The following is a 19143-nucleotide window of genomic DNA, read 5'->3' as shown; positions in this document are numbered from 1 at the left end:
CATGGACACCGACGACTGGCCCGATGGCACCACCATGACCCTGGCGGAGGAACCCGAGGCCGGCTTCCGCGCAGAACTCGCCCACCACATCCACGCCTTCCACGGGACGACGGTGCCGCATGAGGCGCGGCGCTTCGGCCTGGCGCTGCGCGATGCGGATGGGCGGCTGCGCGCCGGGGTGGCCGGGCTGATGAGCTGGGGCTGGCTGTTCATCGAGGCCGCCTGGGTCGATGACGCGCTGCGCGGCCAGGGTGTGGGGCGGGGGCTGATGCATCGGGCCGAGACGCATGCGCGCGCCTGCGGTTGCCACGCCGCCTGGCTCGACACTTTCCAGGCGGAGGGGTTCTATCGCGCGCTCGGCTATGAACGCTTCGGGCTGCTGGAGGCGTATCCGGCGGGGCAAGCCAGGTCCTTCCTGCGCAAATCGCTGCGCTGAGACCGCCGCGATACGCACCCGCCGCCGGCACTGAACCCCGGGGCAGATTCCGATCGGCTGAAGATGCTCGAAAAAGAAAAGGCCGGAGCCGCCGACGTGAGCCAAGGCGAACGCAAGCGGTTCTAGACCCAGCGCCGCACCCGCCCGCGATAGGCGTCGTACGCCGCACCGAAGCGGGTCGCGAGGTAGGCTTCCTCATTCGCCACCACCAGCCGGTCGAGCAGCAGGTGGCCGAGCGGCAGGGCCACCCAGCCCCACAAATCACCCCAGCGCAGCGCGAAACCCAGCATGGCCAGCAGGAAACCGAGATAGATCGGGTTGCGGCTGAAGCGGAACGGCCACGCTTCGACCAGCGCCGCGTCCGGCTTGTCTGGGCGAGGATCGTTGCCGGCCCGCACCAGCACCAGCAGCGCCCAACCGATCAGCGCCAGCGCGGCGAACAGCACGAGCGCCCCGGTCTCCGGCAGGGGCGGCCCGAGCGGCACCGGCGTGACCCGGTGCAACACCCAGGCGATGGCGAGCAGCGCGGCCACAAGCACCGGCGGCGGCAGCCGCACGCCCGGCCCGTGATCGTCCGCGTTCACGCCTCCTCACGCGCAGGCAGCCGCATCCAGCCGGGGATCCGGGGCACCACCAGCGCATCGCCCGCGCGAAAGGGCGCGCGGCCCAGCGCATCGAGGCGCAGCAACGCGATCCCCTGCCCATCGCGGCCGGAACGCATCTCGCCGACTTCGGCGCCGGTCGAATTGGCCAGGGCGCTGCCGGGGGCAGGCAGCGGGCCCGTCACGTCCACCGGCACCAGCCGCCGCTTCAACAGGCCACGATAGCGCGTCCGCGCCGTCAATTCCTGCCCCATGTAGCAGCCCTTGGACCAGGACACGCCGTTCAACTCGTCGAAGCCGCCTTCCAGCAGGACCGACTTCTCGCTCTCCATGTCCCGCGACCCATCCGGCAGGCCGAGGGCCAGGCGATGGCGATCATAGTCCTCCGCCGTTGCATCGGCAGGCAGCGCCGCCCCCGCCAGCACCCGCCAGCCGGCCTCGGCCAGCCGCGGATCGGGCACGACGATCGCCGCGACATCGGGTGCGGCGCCCCAGGCCGCATGGACATGCCAGTCGGCCGAGACATCGCGCAGCGTCACCTTCGACCGCAGCCGGAAGCGCGACAGCCGCTGCACCAGGCTGGCTGCCTGTGCGCGCTCGACGTCCAGCAGCAGCACGTCATCGGCGGGGATGACGAAGAAATCGGCCAGCCACTTGCCCTGCGGCGTCAGCAGGGCGGCCCAGGCGGCCTGGCCGGCCGGAATCGCGGCCACGTCGTTGGAGACGAGGCCCTGCAGGAAGGCGGCACGGTCGGGGCCGGCCACCTCCAGCACGCCTCGGTCGGGGAGCAGGGCGATTGACATGCATCAACAGGTGAGGCGGATCGGCGCGCGCTGCAACCTCCCCCCCGGCGCGCGGGCGTGGTAAGGCGCCCGCCGTGCGCATCCTGTTCATCACCTCGACCCGGATCGGCGATGCGGTGCTGTCCACCGGGGTCATCGATCATCTGATGCGCGCGCATCCCGACGCGCGCTTCACCATCGCCGTCGGCCGCGTGGCAGAAGGCGTGTTCGCGCGCATGCCCGCGCTGGACCGGCTGATCCCCATCGAGAAGAAGCGCTTCGGACTGCATTGGCTCGGCCTGTGGTGGCAGGTGGCCTTCACCCGCTGGGACCTGGTGGTGGACCTGCGCGGGTCGGCCATCGCTTGGCTGCTGTTGGCGAAACGGCGCGCGGTGATGCGTGGCGGCCGGCGCCCGGGGCATCGGCTGCTGCATATCGCGGCGACGCTCGGCCTGGCGCCGGCGCCCCGGCCGGTCGCCTGGTTCGGACCGACGGAAGCCGCCCGCGCCGAGGCGCTGTTGCCCCCCGGCGGGCCGGTGCTGGCCCTCGGACCCACCGCGAACTGGGTGCGCAAGGTCTGGCCTGCGGAGCGCTTCCTGACGGTGGCACGGCTGCTGACCGGCCCTGGCGGGGCGCTGGAGGGCGCGCGCATCGCCGTGCTCGGCGGCCCCGGCGCGCAGGAACGGGAGATGGCCGCGACGGTGCTCGACGGCCTGCCCGGCGCGATCGACCTTGTGGGCGCACTCGACCTGCCTGCGGCCGCCGCGGTGCTGGCCCGCTGCGCGCTGTTCGTGGGCAATGATTCGGGGCTGATGCATCTGTCCGCCGCGACCGGCACGCCGACGGTCGGGCTGTTCGGCCCCACCCCGGCCGCGGAATACGCGCCGGTCGGCGCGCGGGCACTCGCCGTGCTGGCCAAGGGACCGCCGGGCGCGGCACCGATGGGGGCGCTGCCGGCAACCCGGGTCGCGGAACAGGCGACCGCCCTGCTGGCGCGCCCGGTGACGGAGGAAGCGGCATGATCGCCCCGCGCCTGTCCGCTCTGATCGTCGCCCGCAACGAGGAAGCCCGCCTGCCCGACTGCCTCGCCTCCGTCGCCTTCGCCGATGAGGTCGTGGTGGTGCTGGACCGCAGCACCGATGAAAGCGCGGCCATCGCCGCCGTCGCCGGCGCCACCATCATCGAAGGTGCGTGGGAACTGGAAGGCGAGCGCCGCAACGCCGGCCTCGACGCCTGCACCGGGGACTGGATCCTGGAGGTCGATGCCGATGAACGGGTCAACGCGCCCCTGGCGGCCGCGATCCGCGCCACCATCGCCACCAGCCCCCATGCCTGGCACCAGGTGCCGGTGGACAATTATGTCGGCGAGCGGCTGATCCGCTTCGGCTGGGCGGGGTCCTTCGGCACCACCTCGGTCCCGCGCCTGTCACGACGCGGGGCCAAGCGGTGGCGGCCGCAGCGGGTGCATCCGGGACTCGACTGGACCGGGCAGGAAGGGCCGAAGATCACCCAGGGCGCGCTGGTGCATCTGGTGGATCGCGACATCTCCGACATGCTGCGTCGGCTCGATAAATATTCCTCCGCGAAGGCGGCCGACCTCATCGCCAGCGGCAATATCGGCACGCTGCGCGCCAATGTGCGGCGCTTCTTCTCGCGCGGGTTCAAATCCTACGTCTCGCGCAAGGGGTATCGGGAAGGCGGCTGGGGCGTGCTGCTGGCGCTGTGCACCGGGGCGTTTCCACTGCTGTCCTACCTGAAGGCAGCGCTGGAACCGGACCGGCATCGATGAGGATCGCCCAGGTCATGGCCGGTGCCCCGCATGGCGGGGCCGAAGCCTTCTTCGAACGGCTCTGCCTCGGCCTGCATGCGGTGGGCGACGATGTCCTGCCGGTGATCCGGCGCGACGCCGAACGCGCCGCACGCCTGCGCGCGGGCGGACTGACGCCGGTCGAACTCGGCTTCGGCGGGCTGTTCGACGTCGTGACGGGCGTGCGGCTGCAGCGCGCGCTGAGGGGCTTCGCCCCCGCCGTCACGGTGGCCTGGATGAATCGCGCGGCGCGCTTCGCGCCGAAGGGCGACTGGACGCTGGTGGGGCGGCTCGGCGGCTACTACGACCTGAAATACTATCGCCGCTGCGACCATCTGGTGGGCAATACGCGCGGCATCGTCGGCTGGATCATTGCCCAGGGCTGGCCCGCCGACCGCGTGCACTACCTGCCGAACTTCGCCGCCGATCTGGCCGGCGCCGAACCCGCCGAACTGCCGGGCGCGACGCGGCTGCTCGCCATGGGGCGGCTGCATCGCAACAAGGGCTTCGACGTCGCGCTGCACGCGCTCGCCGCGCTGCCACCGGATGCGCATCTGTCCATCGCCGGCGAAGGTCCCGAACGCGGTGCGCTGGAGGCCCTGGCGCGCGAACTGGGCGTGGCCGATCGCGTGACCTTCCTCGGCTGGCGGTCCGACATCGGCGCGCTGCTGGCGGCCAGCGACATCTTCGTCTGTTCGTCGCGCCATGAACCGCTCGGCAATATCGTGCTCGAAGCCTGGTCGGCGGGCCGGCCGGTCGTCGCCGCCGCGGCCCAGGGCCCGGACGAACTCATCACCGAGGGAGAGACCGGCCTGCTGGTACCGATCGAGGATGCCGCGGCACTCGCCGCCGGCATTCGCAGCCTCACCGAAGGCCCGCAGCGCGCCGCGCGCCTCGCCCAGCAGGGCCGCGCCGCCTATGAGCGCGAGTTCACCGAGACCGCCGTGGTAGCGCGCTGGCGCGGCTTCCTCGTGGACGTCGCCCCGCGGCGCAAGGCAGCCTGACGGCATGTGTGGCATCGCCGGCCTCGCGCTGAAACCCGGGGCGCGCCCCGACCCGACCGTGCTTGAGGCCCTGACCCGCGCATTGGCGCATCGCGGCCCGGACGGCCACGGCCATCACGTCCAGGGCAATGTCGCGCTGTCGCATACGCGCCTTGCCATCATCGACCTGGTGACCGGCGACCAGCCGCTGCATGCCGGGCCCGCCAGCCTCGTCGCCAATGGCGAGGTCTACAACTACCGCGAACTGCGCACTGACAACGTGCTGGCCTGCGCCACCGGATCGGATTGCGAACCGCCGCTGCACCTGTTCCGCCGCGACGGCGCGGCCTTCGCGGACGCGCTGCGCGGCATGTACGCCATCGCCATCCATGACCGCGCGGCGCGCCAGGTCGTACTGGCGCGCGACCCCTTCGGCATCAAGCCGCTGTACCTGGCGGAAACACCGCTGGGCATCGCCTTCGCGTCCGAGGCGCAAGCGCTGATCGCCGCCGGGCTGGTCACCCCGCGGCTGCGCGAGGCCGCGCTGCACGAATTGCTGCAACTGCAATTCACCACGGGTGCGGAGACCATCTTCGAGGGCATCACCCGCCTGCTGCCCGGCGAGACGGTGGTGATCGCCGATGGCACCATCGTCGAGCGCCGCCGCCGCGCCGCCCTGCCCGCCGGCGGACCGGAGATCATCACCGAGGAGGCCGCGCTCGCGCGGCTGGATGCCGCGCTGGAACAATCGGTCGACCTGCACCAGCGCAGCGACGTGCCCTATGGGATGTTCCTGTCGGGCGGGACGGATTCGGCTGCCGTACTGGCGATGATGGCGCGGCTGAACGACCGCCCGGTGCTGGCCTTCACCGCCGGTTTCGACGTGGCGGGCGCGGCCGATGAACGGGCCGCCGCCGCGCATGCCGCCGCCGCGGCCGGGGCGCGCCACGTCACCATCGATGTGACGCGGCAGGAGGTGTTCCGCCATCTGCCCGAAATCGTCGCCTGCATGGACGACCCGGCGGCCGACTACGCCATCATCCCGACCTGGTTCCTCGCGCGGCGCGCGGTGCAGGAGGTGAAGGTCGTGCTGTCCGGCGAAGGCGGCGACGAGATCTTCGGCGGCTACGGGCGCTATCGCTCGGCGATGCGACCCTGGTGGCTGGGCGGCAAGGCCATGCGCGCGCATGGCGCCTTCGACCGGCTCGACGTGCTGCGCACCCCGCCGCGCTATTGGCGCGACGGCATCGAGGCCGCGAGTGCGGCGGCCTCCAGCCCAGGACGGTCGCGATTGCAGGCGGCCCAGGCACTCGATGTCGCGGACTGGCTGCCGAACGATCTGCTGACAAAGCTGGACCGCTGCCTGATGGCGCATGCGGTGGAAGGCCGAACGCCGTTCCTCGACACCGGCGTCGCGGCGGCCGCCTTCCGCCTGCCGGATGCGATGAAGGTGCGCGACGGACAGGGCAAATGGATCCTGCGGCAATGGCTGGCGCAGCACTTCCCGGCCAGCGAGCCCTTCCGCAGGAAGCAGGGCTTCACCGTGCCGGTCGGCGCCTGGATCGCGGACGCGGCGGACCGGCTGGCGCCGCTGGTCGCCGCGCAGCCGGGTGTGGCGGCCGTGGCCAAGCCCGACCGCATCCTGCCGTTGTTCCGCGCGGCGGCAGGCAAGCGAGAGGGCTTCGCCGCCTGGCACCTGCTGTTCCACGCGCTGTGGCATCGGCGCCATGTTGAGGGCCGGCCCGCCGGAGGGGACGTATTCGACACGCTGGCCTGACGCGCGTGGACGCCAGCCGCGGCTGGCATACGATTTACTTCCTTATACGCAACAATTCGCCGTATGGTGCCGCGCCCCCAAGGGGTGCGGAGAGGACCATGCAACGCAGGCTGCTGCTGTTGGCGGGCGCCCTTTTCTCGGCACCGCCCACCGTTCGGGCGCAATCCCGCACATCCCGCATCGGCGTCCTGTTCAACGGCCCGCCTGGCACCACCTGGGACGTCATCCATACACATCTCGTCGCCGATCTCATGTCGCTCGGCCACACCTGGGGGCGTGACTTCGCGATCGAACCGCGCTTCGCCGAGGGGCAGCTTGCCCGCCTTCCGGCGCTGGCCGCCGAACTCGCTTCGCAGGGTGTCGATGTCATCGTGACGCTGGGCGGCCCGGCTTCCGCGGCAGCGGCGCGGGCGACGGCGACAATCCCGATTGTCTTCGCCATCGTCACCGATCCGGTCGCAATCGGCCTCCTCGCCAGCTACGAGGCCTCAGGACGCAATGTCACCGGGATTACCAGCCTCGATACCGGACAGGCGCCGGCACAATTCGACGTTCTGAAGGCGCTGCTGCCGAACCTCGAGCGCGTGGCCATCCTCAGTGACCGTACCATCCCGGGGGCGGACGCCGCCGGCCTGGCGCCGATCGATCGCGCCAATATCGCAGCGGCGCAGGGGCTTGGCCTGCAGCCGCAAATCGTGAAACTGGCGGCCCCGACCCCGGCAGCACCCACCGCGGATTTCGAGGCCGTCTTCGCCGAGATCGACGCCGGCCGCTCGCAGGCGGTGCTGGTGCTGGAACTGCCCTTCGTTTTCCCGCTGGGCGCGCGAATTGCGACGCTGGCGCTGGCCCGGCGACTGCCGGCGATGTTCCCCGGCGGCATGGGCGGGGTCGGCGGGCTCGTCGCCTTTGGCACCACCGTCACCGACACTTGGCGGCGCATCCCCGCGATGGTCGACCGGATCCTGAAGGGCGCCCCTTCCGCCACCATGCCCGTCGAGGTCATCACGCGGCGCGAACTGGTCTTCAACGCGAAGGTCGCAGACCAGATCGGCGTCACGATCCCGCCCGGCCTGCTGGCACGCGCAGACCTGGTGATCCGCTGATCCGGTGCATGGCGGCGCGTGCCGCAGGCGGCGAAATCGTCTAGCCCTGGCGGCCCCAACACCCGCCGGATCCGAGTCGCCCATGGCCAAGGACAAGACCCAATTCGTCTGCCAGGCCTGTGGCGCGGCCTATCCGAAGTGGCAGGGGCGCTGCGATGCCTGCGGCGAATGGAACACCCTTGCCGAGGAAACCCCCACCCCCCGCGGCCCCGGCCCGGCCGCCAAGGCGGGCGGCGGGCGGCGCGTGGAATTCGTCGGGCTGAAGGGCCATTCCGCGCCACCGCCGCGCATTCCGACCGGTATCGCGGAACTCGACCGCGTGCTCGGCGGCGGGCTGGTCGCGGCCTCGGCCGTGCTGGTCGGCGGCGATCCGGGCATCGGCAAGTCCACCATCCTGCTGCAGGCTGCCGCGCGGGTTGCCTCGGCGGGTGGCCGCGTCCTCTACATCTCCGGCGAGGAGGCCGTGGAGCAGGTACGCCTGCGCGCCGCGCGGCTTGGCCTGACCGAAAGCCCCATGGCGCTCGCCGCCGCGACCTCGCTGCGCGACATCATCGCCTCGCTGGAACAGGAGAGCGAGGCCGCGCTGGTGGTGATCGATTCGATCCAGACGGTGTGGCTGGACGCGCTCGATTCCGCCCCCGGCACGGTGGCGCAGGTGCGCGCCTGCGCCGCCGAACTGATCCGCCTCGCCAAGGCGCGCGGCTTCGCCATCGTGCTGGTGGGGCATGTCACCAAGGAAGGCACGCTGGCCGGGCCGCGCGTGCTGGAACACATGGTCGATGCGACGCTGTATTTCGAAGGCGATCGTGGCCACCAGTTCCGCATCCTGCGCGCGGTCAAGAACCGCTTCGGCGCCACCGACGAGATCGGCGTCTTCGAGATGACCGGCACCGGGCTGGTGGAAGTCGCCAACCCCTCCGCCCTGTTCCTCGCCGAACGGCGCGGCAATGTCGCCGGTTCCGCGGTGTTCGCCGGCATCGAGGGCACGCGCCCGGTGCTCGTGGAAATCCAGGCGCTGCTGTCGCCATCCTCGGGCGGGTCCCCGCGCCGACAGGTGGTGGGCTGGGATTCGGGGCGCCTGTCGATGCTGATGGCAGTCCTCGAGTCCCGTTGCGGCATGAGCCTCGGGCAGAACGACGTCTACCTGAACATCGCCGGGGGCTTGCGCATCGCCGAACCGGCGGCCGACCTGGCAGTGGCCGCCGCGCTGGTCTCGGCGGCCACCGACCGGCCGACCGATCCCGACCGGGTGTATTTCGGCGAAGTCGGCCTGTCAGGCGAGATCCGCCAGGTCTCCCAGGCCGAGGCGCGCCTGCGGGAGGCCGCCAAACTCGGCTTCGGCCGCGCCACCCTGCCCCGCCGGGTTGCCCGCGGCGGCAAGGCGCCGGCCGCCCCGGACGGCATCGCGCTGACCGAGACGGGGCACATGGCCGACCTGGTTGCGGTTTTCGCGGAGCAGACCGTCAAGCCACGCAAGGCTGGCGGGTGACGCGGGCGGGACCCGTCGCTATAGGGGGGCGCCATGAACTGGGTTGATGCAGCATTCATCGCGGTCGTCGTGATCTCGGCGGTCTGCGCCTATTTCCGCGGGCTGGTGCGCGAAGTGCTGAGCCTCGCCGCCTGGGTCGGCGCGGCGGGCGCGGCCTTCCTGGCGCGCGAGCCGTTGCGTCCCCATGTGTCAGGCTGGATCGAACCTCCGATGCTGGCTGATGCCGTCGGCACCGGCACGGTGTTCCTGGTCGTGCTGGTCATCCTGAAGATCATCACCAACATGATCGCCGACCGCGTGCAGGATTCCATGCTGGGGGGCATCGATCGCGTCCTCGGCCTGGTCTTTGGTGCGGTGCGGGGTGCCTTTGTGCTCGTGCTTGCCTATATCCTCGCGGGGATGTTCGCCCCGGAGACCGGCACCTGGCCCAACGCCGTCAAGCAGGCGCGCGGGCTGCCGATCATCGCCGACGGTGCGCGCCGGGTGATCGAAAGGATGCCCGAGGCCTACCGGCCTCGGCTGGTGGAACCCCCCGGGCCGGGTGGCCCGACCGTTGATGACCTGCTGCGTCCCCCCGCGCGCAGCCGATAACCGAGGACCACCGATGCGCCCCACCATCGACCAGGACGACGACAAGCCGCATGAGGAATGCGGCGTGTTCGGGGTGTGGAACGGGGGTGACGCCGCCGCGCTCACCGCGCTCGGACTGCACGCGCTCCAGCATCGCGGGCAGGAGGCCGCTGGCATCGTCACGCTCGACGAAAAGGGCCTGTTCCACGCGCATAAGGGCCTCGGCCTGGTGGGCGACAATTTCGGCGAGGCGAAGGTCATCGCCTCCCTGCGCGGCGGTGCCGCGGTCGGCCACAACCGTTACGCCACCACCGGCGAGACGGCGCTGCGCAACGTCCAGCCCCTGTATGCCGATTTCGAATTCGGCGGCTTCGCGGTGGGCCACAACGGCAACCTGACCAACGCCGCCGCGCTGAAGCGCGCGCTGGTCCGCCGCGGCTGCCTGTTCCAGTCCACCACGGATTCCGAGGTGTTCATCCACCTCATCGCCATCAGCCTCTATTCCACCGTGCTCGACCGGCTGATCGACGCGCTGAAGCAGGTGCAGGGCGCGTATTCGCTGGTGGCGCTGCACAACGGCGCGCTGATCGGCGCGCGCGACCCGCTGGGCGTGCGGCCGCTGGTGCTCGGGCGGCTGGCCAATGGCGGCTATGTGCTGGCGTCGGAGACCTGCGCGCTGGATATCGTCTCGGCGGAATTCGTGCGCGACATCGATGCCGGCGAGATCGTCGTCATCAACGAGGAAGGCGTGCGCAGCGTGAAGCCTTTCGGCCGACACGAAAGCCGCTTCTGCATCTTCGAATACATCTACTTCGCGCGGCCCGATTCCGTGATGGAGGGCACGCCCGTCTATGAAACGCGCAAGCGGATCGGCGCGGAATTGTCGCGCGAATCCGGCGTGGCCGCCGATGTGGTCGTGCCGGTGCCCGATTCCGGCGTGCCCGCCGCGATGGGCTATGCCTCCGAGGCCGGCATCCCCTTCGAACTCGGCATCATCCGCAACCACTATGTCGGGCGCACCTTCATCGAGCCGACCGACCAGATCCGCAACCTGGGCGTGAAGCTGAAGCATTCGGCGAACCGGCCAATGCTGGAAGGCAAGCGCGTCATCCTGGTCGATGATTCGATCGTGCGCGGCACGACGTCGCGCAAGATCGTGGAAATGGTGCGCGCGGCGGGGGCGAAGGAAGTGCACATGCGCGTCTCCTCCCCGCCCACGACGCATTCCTGCTACTACGGCATCGACACGCCGGAGCGCGCGGAACTGATGGCCGCCAAGCATGATGTGGCGGAGATGGCGCGCATCATCGGGGTGGACAGCCTGGCCTTCATTTCGTTGGATGGTCTGTATCGCGCGCTCGGTAAGCCGGGGCGGGACGCCTCGAAGCCGGATTTCTGCGATGCGTGCTTCACCGGGGATTATGCGATCCCGCTGACGGATTGGCAGACGAACTCTGACAAGCAGCTGTCGCTGTTGCAGCCCGCCGGGCAGTGAGGCCGGCGCGGGGTCGCTCCCCTCACGCCCACAGGTTGGAGGGGCGCTGCCCCTCCAAGCCACCCCGCCAGGGGCCAACGGGCCCCTGGACCGCGGGTTTCAGGCGCCGGGCGTGGCGGTTCAGCCAGGATTTTCAGCCACCAGGATTGCCCGATGGGCGCTTTGCCGGGCATCGCCCGACCCTGCCGCCTGGCGCCAAGTGACGGTTTCCAAAGGCCTTAAGCCTTTGGCGGGGTGGATTGGAGGGGCAGAGCCCCTCCAATCGCCCTCACCACAATGAGGACTCCATGACTGACACCCCCGCCCGCGTCGCCCTGATCACCGGCGCTTCCCGCGGCATCGGCGCCGCCGTCGCCGTCGAACTCGGCCGTCGTGGCATCCAATGCGTCCTCGTCGCCCGCACCCAGGGTGGCCTGGAGGAGACCGACGACGCCATCCGCGCCGCCGGCGGCCTGCCGGCCACGCTGTTCCCGCTCGACCTGCAGAAGCGCGCCGCGGACATCGACATGCTCGGCCCGTCGATCGTCGCGCGCTTCGGCCGGCTGGACATCCTGGTGCATGCCGCGGGCGTGCTGCCGAAGCTGACGCCGGTCGCGCATATCGAACCGCGCGACATGGAACAATCGATCGCTGTGAACATGGCCGCCACCTGGCGGCTGATCCGCACCTGCGACCCGCCGCTGCGCGCCGCCCCGGCCGGCCGGGCGGTGGTGCTGACCGATGCGATGGCGGCCGCCCCGGGACCCTTCTGGGGCCTGTACGGGGCCGCCAAGGCGGGCATGGAGCACCTGGTCCGCTGCTGGGCTGCGGAGACCGCCGGGGGCGCGCTGCGCGCCAACCTGGTGGATCCAGGGCCGGTTGCCACGCGGCTTCGGGGCAACGCCTTTCCGGGGCAGGACCCGGCCCAGCTGCCCTCGCCCGCGGATGTCGCGCCCGCCATCGCCGCGCTGTGCGAGGCGGCCGAGACGCGGCACGGCGCCCTAATTCCCGCCCAGGCCAATACCCATTGAGGGTCCCGGGTCGGGAATGAGGGAGCGCGCCGCGGCCTCGGCCGCCGCCGCACCGGACTGGGGCGGCGCGGGAACGCCGGACCCCGCGACCAACACAGCCTGGGGGGGTTCGACCGGTGGTGCGGGCGTCGGTTCCAGCGCCCGGACGATGCGCCGCGCCCAGCCGATCCGGTTGTTCTCCTGCGCCTCGGTCAAGGCGGACGGCCCGTTGGCGACGCCGCGATAGGGCGGCCAGGCCGCCGGCGGCACCGTCCAGCAATCCACCGCGCCCAGGCTGCGCGTGCACATGGGCGGCGGCGCGGGGGCGTCGTCGCGGCCGCAATAGGCCTCGCCACGGCCGATCCGGGCGATCGAGCAATCCTCCCCGGTAAAGAGCGAGACGATCGAATCGCCCGTGGTGCGGCCGAAGGCGCGCAGGGATGCCGCCTCCACCACCGCGGGAATGGCGATCAGTGGCGCGCCGGGCGCGCCGATGGCCTGGCATCCAGCCACCAGAAAAAGCACGACAGGCAGCAGGGTCCGGCGCATGACGGGCAGGAAAACCCGGACGGGCTTAACGCCCCGCCAACGGGGGGCTATGTTCCGCCCCCTTTTCCAGGACGGCCGCGCCGGCCGGCAGCCAGGGGTGCCGCATTTTGCCCGACATCTTCGACGAGGTGGAGGAGGATCTCCGCGCCGAACGCGCCCGCAAATTGTGGATGCGCTTCAGCACGCCGATCTTCGCCGCGCTGCTGCTGGTCCTCGCCGGGGTCGGCGGCTGGCAGGGCTGGCGCTGGTACGAGAACCGCCAGCAGACCGCCGCCGCCAACGCCTTCATGGCCGCCCACCGCGCCGCCGAGGCCGAAGGTGCGGACCTGCCCGCCATGACCACGCGCTTCGAGGGCCTGACCGCCGAGGCGCCGGAGGGCTACCGCATCCTCGGCCTGCTGCGCGCCGCGGCGCTGAAGGCGGAGACCGGCGACCGCGACGGCGCGCTGGCGCTGTATGACCGCGTTGCCAATGACGGCGCGGCGGACCCGATCTACCGCAACCTCGCCTCATTGATGTGGGTTCTGCGTTCGATGGACACCGCCGAGCCCGCCGTGCTGACCGCCCGCCTCGCGCCGCTGGTGCGCCCGGACGCGCCGTTCAGCGCCTCGGCGCGCGAACTCGCCGCCCTGGTGCAGATCAAGGCCGGACAGCGGGACGAGGCGCGCCGGGCACTGGAGGCCCTGGCCGGCGACGTGACCGCGCCGCAGGCCATCCGCGACCGCGCCGGTCGTGTCGCGCAGGAACTCGCCTCGTGAACGGCGGAGCCACGACACGACGCGGTGCCCTGCTCGGCGCAGCCGCGCTGCTTGGCGGCTGCGAGACCTTCGACAGCATCTTCGGCGAACGCCGCGAACGCTTCCCCGGCGAACGCCGTTCCGTCATGGACATCCCCGAACGCAGCCTGCAGGCCGATGCGGCGGCGCAAGGCGCCGCGGTGGCGCTGCCGCCGCCCGCGCCGCGGGCGGACTGGCCGGTCGCCGGCGGGGACAACGCGCATTCCGGCGGCCACATCGCCTTCGGGCCGGGGCTGGGCCGCGCCTGGAGCACGGGCTTCGGCAGCGGCAGCGCCTATCGCCGCCGTCTGCTGGCCGGGCCCGTGGCGGCCGGTGGCACGGCCTATATCTCGGACGCGCTCGGCGCCGTCTCGGCCTTCGACGTCGCCACCGGGAGCCGCCGCTGGCGGCGCGACACCGACCGGACCAACGACGACGACGGCACCATGGGCAGCGGCATCGCCGTGAGCGGGGAGACGCTGTTCGTTTCCACCGGCCTGTCGGAACTGATGGCATTGAATGCCGCCGACGGTTCGGTGCGCTGGCGCGTCGACCTGCCCGCACCCGCGCGCGGTGCGCCGGCCATCGCCGGGGGCACGGTCTTCGTACCCACCGTCTCCAGCCATTTGGTGGCGCTGGCGGCCGATGACGGGCGGCGACTGTGGATGCACCGCGCGGCGGCCATCCCGACCATTCCCCTCGGCCTCGGCACCCCTGCGGTGGAGGGCGACCTGGTCGTGGCCGGATTCCCCTCCGGCGAGTTGATCGCGTTGCGCGTGACCGACGGACGGGTGATGTGGAGCGAGAGCTTGGCCGCGGCCGGCACCGGCGCGCTGTCCGATATTGCCGGGGTGCGCGCGCGCCCGGCAATCGCCGGCGGGCGGGTTGTCGCCATCGGCATGGGCGGGCTGACCATCTGCGTGGACCTGCGGTCCGGCCGGCGCCTGTGGGAACAGGAGGCCGGCGGCACCGAGGGCCCCTGGATGGCCGGGGACTGGGTGTTCCTGACCAATGATGCCGGCCAGGTGGCGGCGCTGGAACGCGAGACCGGGCAGATCCGCTGGGCGACCTCCCTGCGGCCGGCCCCACGCGGCAACCGGCCGCCGGAACGCATCGCGCTGTCCAGCCCGCTGCTGGCGGGCGGGCGGCTGCTGGTCGGCACCTCGGCGTCCGAGCTGGTCTCGCTCGACCCGTCGAGCGGCGCGGTCTCGGCGCGGCTGCCACTGCCGGCCGGGCTGGCGCTGCAGCCGATCGTGACCGGATCGGTGCTGCTGGCGGCGACCGACGATGCGACACTGATTGCCTTGTCCGGCGGCAGCTGAGCATAGCTGGCGCCATGCACCCCACCGTCGTCATCCTCGGCCGGCCCAATGTCGGCAAGTCCACGCTGTTCAACCGACTGGCACAGCGCAAGATCGCGATTGTCGACGACACGCCAGGCGTGACCCGCGACCGCAAGGAGACCGAAGCCCGCATCGCCGGGCGCGACGTCACCCTGGTCGATACCGCGGGGCTGGAAGAAGCCCCGCCCGACACCGTTGCCGGGCGGATGCGCAACAGCTCGGAAGCCGCGCTGCGCGCCGCGGACCTGGTGCTGTTCGTGATCGACGCGCGCGCCGGGCTGATGCCGGCGGACCGTGCCTTCGCCGCCTGGCTGCGCCGTGCCTCGCTCCCTGTCCTGCTGATCGCCAACAAGGCAGAGGGGCGCGGCGGCATGGCCGCGGCGATGGAGGCCTTCGAACTCGGCCTCGGCACGCCCATCGCGGTCAGCGCCGAGCACAATGAGGGCCTCGGCGCGCTGCATGAGGCGGTGGCCGAGGCGCTGGGCGAAGCCCCCGAGGATGAGGAGGAGGAGGATGCCGGCGACGACCCCGAGCGTCCGCTGCGCCTCGCCATCGTCGGCCGCCCCAATGCCGGCAAGTCCACCCTGCTGAATGCCCTGATCGGGCAGGAACGCATGATCACCGGCCCTGAGCCGGGGCTGACGCGCGACGCCGTCGCGGTGCAGTGGCGCGATCCGACCGGGGGGATGGTGCGCCTGGTCGATACCGCCGGGATGCGCAAGAAGGCGCGCATCGAGGAAAAGCTGGAGCAGATGTCGGTCGCCTCCACGCTCGGCGCGCTGAAGGAAGCCGAGCTGGTGCTGCTGGTGGTCGATGCCTTGCTGGGCATGGACGAGCAGGACCTGCGCATTGCGCGGCTGGCCGAACGCGAAGGCCGCGCCATCGTCATCGCCTTCAACAAGTGGGATGCGGTCGAGGACCGCGCGGCGACGCGGCAGAAGCTGGACGACGTGCTGACCGCCTCGCTGGCGCAGCTCAAGGGTATCGCCGTGGTGCCGCTGTCGGCGCAGACCGGGCGCGGGCTCGACAAGCTGATGCCGGCGGTGCGCGCGGCCTATGCGCTGTGGAACCGCCGCATCCCGACCGGCGAGCTGAACCGCTGGTTCGAGGTGGCGCTGTCGCGGCATCCGCCGCCGGCGGTGCAGGGCCGGCGCATCAAGCTGCGCTACGCCACCATGACCAAGGCGCGCCCGCCCACCATCACCGTGTTCGGCACGCGCGCCGAGGAGATCCCGGAGGAGTATCGCCGCTACCTGGTGAATTCCTTCCGCGAGGCCTTCACCATGCCCGGCGTGCCGATCCGCCTGCAGCTGCGCGGCACGAAGAATCCCTACGCCGAGGAGGCGTGACGCGCGGCGCGTCTGTGACCGGGGGCATGGCCTGCTGCACCTGCACATCGTATGTTTCGGGGGCAGCGACCGGGGATTGTGATACCTGACTCATGAGTGACCCATCCGGCCACCTCCTCGATACCATCACCGGCCGGCAGCGCCTGCTGGATCGGTTCAACCGCCTTGAGCAACTGCTGGTCACGCAGGCCGAATGGGCCGCGCAGGCCGAGCAGCGCGCCGAGCAGCATGCGCAGGACCAGCGCGAGCGGCTCGAGCGCATCGAGCGGCGGCTGGAGGAGGCGATCGGCTATTTCGCCGTGCGGTCGAACCGGCTGGTGGACAGCCAGTCGGCCTATCTCGGCGACCACACGGCGATCACTTTCCTCGAGAACGGCATCCGCATCCTCGTCGACACGCGCAGCATCGACATCGGCATCCACCTGCTGACGCTCGGGCGGTGGGAGACAGCCTATACGTCGCTGTTCACCCGGCTGGTGAAGCCAGGCGACCGGGTGCTCGACCTCGGCGCCAACCATGGCGTCTATGCGCTGCTGGCCGCGCAGATCGTCGGGCCCACCGGCCGCGTCGATGCCTTCGAGCCGAATCCGCGCCTCGCCAAGCTGGTGGACCTGTCGCTGCGGCTGAACGGCTTCGCCGCCTGGGCGCAGGTGCATGCGGTTGGCGTCTCGGAGGCCGCGGGCATGGCCCGGCTGGTGTTCAACGACAATTTCTCGGGCGGCGGCGCAGTCGCGCTGGCGGGCAGCAGCCAGGGTACGCGCCCCGGTGTGGATTGCCGGCTGGTCGTGCTGGATGAGATGTTCGCCGACCCGTCCTATCGCGTGGACGTCATCAAGATGGACGTCGAAGGCCATGAGGGCCGTGCGCTGCGCGGCATGCGCGGGCTGCTGGCACGGTCGGAGAATGTACGCATCATGATGGAGTTCGGGCCGGAGATGATGCGCAATGCCGGGGTCGGCGCGGCGGAGGTGGTCGCCTTCCTCGAAGGCCTCGGGCTGTCCGCCTGGACGATCAACGAGGACGGCGGCACCGAGCCGACCGGCTGGGCCGAACTCGCCGCGCAGACGGACGGGCTGCAGAACATTCTGGTGGCGCGGCAGGCGCCCGTCTGAAGCCGCGTCCATTCGCCTTGGCGCGCGGCAGCGGCCCTCGCCTTCTGTTTTTCGAGCATCGTCACCCGGTCAGGTGATACCAACGGCACGAGTCATTGACCTGTGCCGAGGCCGCGAAGGCGCCCGCCGGTAGTCCGGCGAAAGCCAAGCAAACCGGAGGTTTGCGCGTCACGCCATGGGCGTGCCTTCGGCACGACGCGTCCGAGGGCGGGCCCAAGCCGATGCCGACGGTCGAAGAATTCGGCCGTAGGCATGAGTCCGCCGGATCGGGATCTGTTCCGGGCGATCGGCAGGCGCCGGCGGCACCCGGCCGGTGCAGCCCTTGTCAGGCAGCGGGATAGCCGAGTTGCTCGGCGACATCGCCGAAGCGCTTGTGGAATTCGGCGTGCAATTCCGGGGTGAAGTGTTGACGCCACTGCGCCGGCTTGCCGCTGCGCACATGCTTGGTCGAGACCTCGCCCGAGAACAGGCTGGAGCGCTGGGCGATCCGCAGCGCCTTGTCGATATCCGCCTCGCGGATGCCGAGCCAGGTGAACATGCGGCGGAACTCGGCCAGTTCCACATCCGTGGTCAGGTCCTCGAAGCGGACGCGGATGAAATCGGGCGAGAGGTCGAGATAGCGGCGCATGTTGGCGATGGTGCGCGTGCCGAAATTGTCCATCTCGAAAATGAACTTCTCGGCATCGGTCGGCAGCGCCGCGATCGCCTCATGGTAGCTGCGCCCGCCGAACCGCGCATTGGGCTCATACAGCCAGGGGTCGCGGTCTGAATCGGTGCGCGCATGATAGAACGCGCCGCTGATGATGATGTCGCGCGGGTCGCGGATCACCACGGCGCCTCGATGCGGCTTCTCCAGCAATTCGGACGAGAAGGTCGAGTGGGCATGGAACATGATGTCCCACGTCTCGGGCGGCGGGTTCCGGTTCGGCACCCAGAGCTGGTAGCCGAGATGGGCCGCGATCCGTCGCAGCACCGTCAGCATCAGGATGGTGCCAGTCTTGTGGAAGGTGCCGACCAGCATGCGCGGCGCGCTGTCCGCCACCTCGGCTGCGCCGGCCTCGGTCGCGGCTTCGGCTTCGGCTTCGGCGTCGTGCGGCGGCACGCCCAGTGTGGCGGTGCCAGGGTCGCTGACCCCCGCGCGCTCCGCGAACAGCGCCCGCGCATAGGCGAACAGCTCCTCATCAGGGCGCATCAGCTCGCGCAGCGCGGTGTCCTCCCAGGCGGCCAGCTCGAAATCCACCTCCTCGAGGTCCTCGGCGGTGTTGAGCCGCTCGAGCGTCGGCGCCTCGCCCTTGCCGTACTGGCGGAACAGGTAGTCCACGTAGTCCTGCAGGCGGTCGGCGGTGCCGACCTCGATGCGATCCAGCCGCGCCTTGGCGCGTGCCAGCAACTCGGCCAGCGGCACGTCATGCGGGTTCTCCCCCGCCACGCTGCCGAGGTTGTAGATCTGCGAATGGCGGTCGCGCACGCCATGGATCGAGAAGGCGTATTCGGCGAAGGATGCGCGCGCCGCGAAGCGCATCTGCGGCGTGCCGGCGATGCCGTGCTGCAGCACCATCGTGCGTGCGTAGCGATAGGAACTCATCAGCTTGGCGCGCGGGTTGCGCAGCACCGTCAGGCCGCGATAGGCGGCCCATTTCGGCGTATCCATCTGGTAGGCGAAGAAATGCCCGGCGATCAGGTCGAGCGTCTCGACCTCCTTGGGGCTGATGGTCTTGAATTCCTCGGTGGTGCCGATGATCCGCGTGCGCGGCCAGCCCGCCACCAGGGCGCGGGTGAAGGAGGTGCCGGCGGTCTTGGGAATATGGATGAAGGCGAGCTTCTCGCCGGCCTTGGATACAGGCGCCGGCCCCGCGGCTGCGATATCGGCAGTATCGGACATCAGCGTGCAATCACCTTGAACCAACATAGTTACGGGATATACCCGGGACAGCGGACCCTTGGATTGGCCTGCAACGTCTGACCGCGGGCTTTCGGTCAT

General features: G+C 70.9%; 18 protein-coding genes. 14 read left to right on the top strand and 4 right to left on the bottom strand.

Annotated features, from left to right (window positions below; all coding sequences use genetic code 11):
• Position 1 precedes the first annotated feature (1 nt).
• A complete protein-coding gene (locus AAFN86_RS00500; protein ID WP_347541239.1) occupies positions 2-436 on the top strand; it encodes a GNAT family N-acetyltransferase in 435 nt (144 codons plus the stop codon).
• 122 nt (positions 437-558) lie between these two features.
• Here AAFN86_RS00500 and AAFN86_RS00495 read toward each other — a convergent pair whose 3' ends face one another.
• Together AAFN86_RS00495 and AAFN86_RS00490 are read right to left on the bottom strand one after the other, a co-directional pair.
• On the bottom strand, positions 559-1020 hold the full coding sequence (locus tag AAFN86_RS00495) for an isoprenylcysteine carboxylmethyltransferase family protein (RefSeq protein ID WP_347541238.1): 462 nt from the start codon (positions 1018-1020) through the stop codon (positions 559-561).
• Positions 1017-1841 (bottom strand): folate-binding protein, encoded by an 825-nt coding sequence (locus AAFN86_RS00490; RefSeq protein WP_347541236.1) that lies wholly within the window; start codon positions 1839-1841, stop codon positions 1017-1019. Before AAFN86_RS00490 ends, AAFN86_RS00495 begins: the two co-directional genes overlap by 4 nt.
• Positions 1842-1915: 74 nt before the next feature.
• On the opposite strand from AAFN86_RS00490, the gene AAFN86_RS00485 reads away from it, so the two are divergent.
• From AAFN86_RS00485 to AAFN86_RS00445, 9 genes are all read left to right on the top strand, one after another.
• Complete coding sequence (locus AAFN86_RS00485; protein ID WP_347541234.1) at positions 1916-2842, top strand: glycosyltransferase family 9 protein; 927 nt, start codon at positions 1916-1918, stop codon at positions 2840-2842.
• Positions 2839-3609: a glycosyltransferase family 2 protein gene (locus AAFN86_RS00480; protein WP_347541232.1), complete on the top strand. Its 771-nt coding sequence runs from the start codon at positions 2839-2841 to the stop codon at positions 3607-3609. Before AAFN86_RS00485 ends, AAFN86_RS00480 begins: the two co-directional genes overlap by 4 nt.
• On the top strand, positions 3606-4631 hold the full coding sequence (locus AAFN86_RS00475) for a glycosyltransferase (RefSeq protein WP_347541230.1): 1026 nt from the start codon (positions 3606-3608) through the stop codon (positions 4629-4631). The genes AAFN86_RS00480 and AAFN86_RS00475 overlap by 4 nt, the downstream gene beginning before the upstream one ends.
• A gap of 4 nt (positions 4632-4635) precedes the next feature.
• On the top strand, positions 4636-6387 hold the full coding sequence (asnB, locus tag AAFN86_RS00470; protein WP_347541228.1) for an asparagine synthase (glutamine-hydrolyzing): 1752 nt from the start codon (positions 4636-4638) through the stop codon (positions 6385-6387).
• 98 nt (positions 6388-6485) lie between these two features.
• On the top strand, positions 6486-7490 hold the full coding sequence (locus AAFN86_RS00465) for an ABC transporter substrate-binding protein (RefSeq protein ID WP_347541226.1): 1005 nt from the start codon (positions 6486-6488) through the stop codon (positions 7488-7490).
• Positions 7491-7572: 82 nt separating this feature from the next.
• Positions 7573-8979: a DNA repair protein RadA gene (radA, locus tag AAFN86_RS00460; protein WP_347541224.1), complete on the top strand. Its 1407-nt coding sequence runs from the start codon at positions 7573-7575 to the stop codon at positions 8977-8979.
• A gap of 33 nt (positions 8980-9012) precedes the next feature.
• Positions 9013-9570 carry a CvpA family protein gene (locus tag AAFN86_RS00455; RefSeq protein ID WP_347541222.1) on the top strand — a complete coding sequence of 186 codons (558 nt, stop codon included), beginning with the start codon at positions 9013-9015 and terminating at the stop codon, positions 9568-9570.
• Positions 9571-9583: 13 nt separating this feature from the next.
• A complete protein-coding gene (gene purF / locus AAFN86_RS00450) occupies positions 9584-11044 on the top strand; it encodes an amidophosphoribosyltransferase (RefSeq protein WP_347541220.1) in 1461 nt (486 codons plus the stop codon).
• Between the two features lie 287 nt (positions 11045-11331).
• Complete coding sequence (locus tag AAFN86_RS00445; RefSeq protein ID WP_347541218.1) at positions 11332-12054, top strand: SDR family NAD(P)-dependent oxidoreductase; 723 nt, start codon at positions 11332-11334, stop codon at positions 12052-12054.
• On the opposite strand, the gene AAFN86_RS00440 is transcribed toward AAFN86_RS00445, so the two are convergent.
• The gene (locus tag AAFN86_RS00440) at positions 12025-12582 is read right to left on the bottom strand and encodes a hypothetical protein (RefSeq protein WP_347541217.1); all 558 of its coding nucleotides are present in this window, start codon (positions 12580-12582) and stop codon (positions 12025-12027) included. The two genes, AAFN86_RS00445 and AAFN86_RS00440, sit on opposite strands and share 30 nt — an antisense overlap.
• Before the next feature lie 107 nt (positions 12583-12689).
• Between AAFN86_RS00440 and AAFN86_RS00435 the strand changes: the two genes are divergently transcribed.
• The 4 genes from AAFN86_RS00435 (at position 12690) to AAFN86_RS00420 (ending at position 17162) form a co-directional block, all read left to right on the top strand.
• Positions 12690-13340, top strand: coding sequence for a tetratricopeptide repeat protein (locus AAFN86_RS00435; protein ID WP_347541215.1), 651 nt, complete (start codon positions 12690-12692; stop codon positions 13338-13340).
• Positions 13337-14680 (top strand): PQQ-binding-like beta-propeller repeat protein, encoded by a 1344-nt coding sequence (locus AAFN86_RS00430; protein ID WP_347541213.1) that lies wholly within the window; start codon positions 13337-13339, stop codon positions 14678-14680. The genes AAFN86_RS00435 and AAFN86_RS00430 overlap by 4 nt, the downstream gene beginning before the upstream one ends.
• A gap of 14 nt (positions 14681-14694) precedes the next feature.
• The gene (gene der / locus AAFN86_RS00425) at positions 14695-16050 is read left to right on the top strand and encodes a ribosome biogenesis GTPase Der (RefSeq protein ID WP_347541211.1); all 1356 of its coding nucleotides are present in this window, start codon (positions 14695-14697) and stop codon (positions 16048-16050) included.
• 92 nt (positions 16051-16142) lie between these two features.
• A complete protein-coding gene (locus tag AAFN86_RS00420; protein WP_347541209.1) occupies positions 16143-17162 on the top strand; it encodes an FkbM family methyltransferase in 1020 nt (339 codons plus the stop codon).
• A 325-nt stretch (positions 17163-17487) separates the two neighbouring features.
• Here the strand turns inward: AAFN86_RS00420 and AAFN86_RS00415 are convergent, their stop codons facing one another.
• Positions 17488-19044: a sulfotransferase domain-containing protein gene (locus AAFN86_RS00415; protein ID WP_347541207.1), complete on the bottom strand. Its 1557-nt coding sequence runs from the start codon at positions 19042-19044 to the stop codon at positions 17488-17490.
• Positions 19045-19143: the final 99 nt, after the last annotated feature.

The organism is Roseomonas sp. CAU 1739, from assembly GCF_039839775.1.
Lineage (GTDB): Bacteria > Pseudomonadota > Alphaproteobacteria > Acetobacterales > Acetobacteraceae > Neoroseomonas.
Note: the sequence above shows the minus strand (reverse complement) of the source record. Positions and strands in the feature narration are given on the sequence as shown.